At 60.6% G+C, this 767-nt stretch carries 1 protein-coding gene; it reads right to left on the bottom strand.

From position 1 onward, the window contains the following. Positions 1 to 57: 57 nt before the first annotated feature. A partial coding sequence (locus tag AB9F27_RS21910) for a calcium-binding protein (protein ID WP_369758203.1) occupies positions 58 to 767 on the bottom strand: 710 nt, incomplete at its 5' end.

Raw genomic sequence — 767 nt, 5'->3', positions numbered from 1 at the left:
CAAACGAAAGGGGCGAGCCTCTTAAGCCCGCCCCTTTATGCATTCAATTGCGCCTCTTTAAACGAAATCAAAGTCGCTTGCGGTGAGATCTGCGCGGTCGAGGCCGGTGAGGAAGATGCTGACCGTTGCGAAGCTAACTTGCAGTCCGGCGGCGGTATCGGTGAAGGTCAGATCCGCTAGGCTCTGGGCTCCGTTTTCGATACGCAATGTATCCAGCGCATCGAAATCGCTGATGGTATCGCTGTTTGATGCCGTGTTGAACACGAAGGTATCGGCCCCGTCTCCGCCGACAAGCCTGTCGTTTCCCGCGCCACCGTTTAGAACATCGTTATCATCACCGCCGTACAGCCTGTCGTTGCCGTTGCCGCCGTCGAGCCTGTCGTTGCCACCGCGTCCGGACAGGACATCGTTACCGTTTTGCCCCCAAAGCCCGTTGGCGCCTTCGTTCCCGCCCAGAAAATCCGCCTGTGCGGAGCCCAGCAGGTTCTCGATCGAGACGTAGCTATCGCCCGTCGCTTCGCCTGTGTTGGTGCCGGTATAGCCAAGGTCCGCGCGCACTTGCGTGTTATATTCGGCGCTGTCGTAGCCGTCCCCGCCATGCAGGATATCCGCGCCCGCGCCACCGTTTAGAACATCGCCTCCGTCGCCGCCGTACAGCCTGTCGTTGCCGTTGCCGCCGTCGAGCCTGTCGTTGCCACCGCGTCCGGACAGGACATCGTTACCGTTTTGCCCCCAAAGCCCGTTGGCGCCTTCGTTCCCGCCCAGAA

The sequence above is a fragment of the Falsihalocynthiibacter sp. CO-5D18 genome (assembly GCF_041205445.1).
Lineage (GTDB): Bacteria > Pseudomonadota > Alphaproteobacteria > Rhodobacterales > Rhodobacteraceae > Falsihalocynthiibacter > Falsihalocynthiibacter arcticus.
The sequence above is the reverse complement of the archived record's forward strand: the minus strand, read 5'-3'. Positions and strand labels throughout refer to the sequence as shown.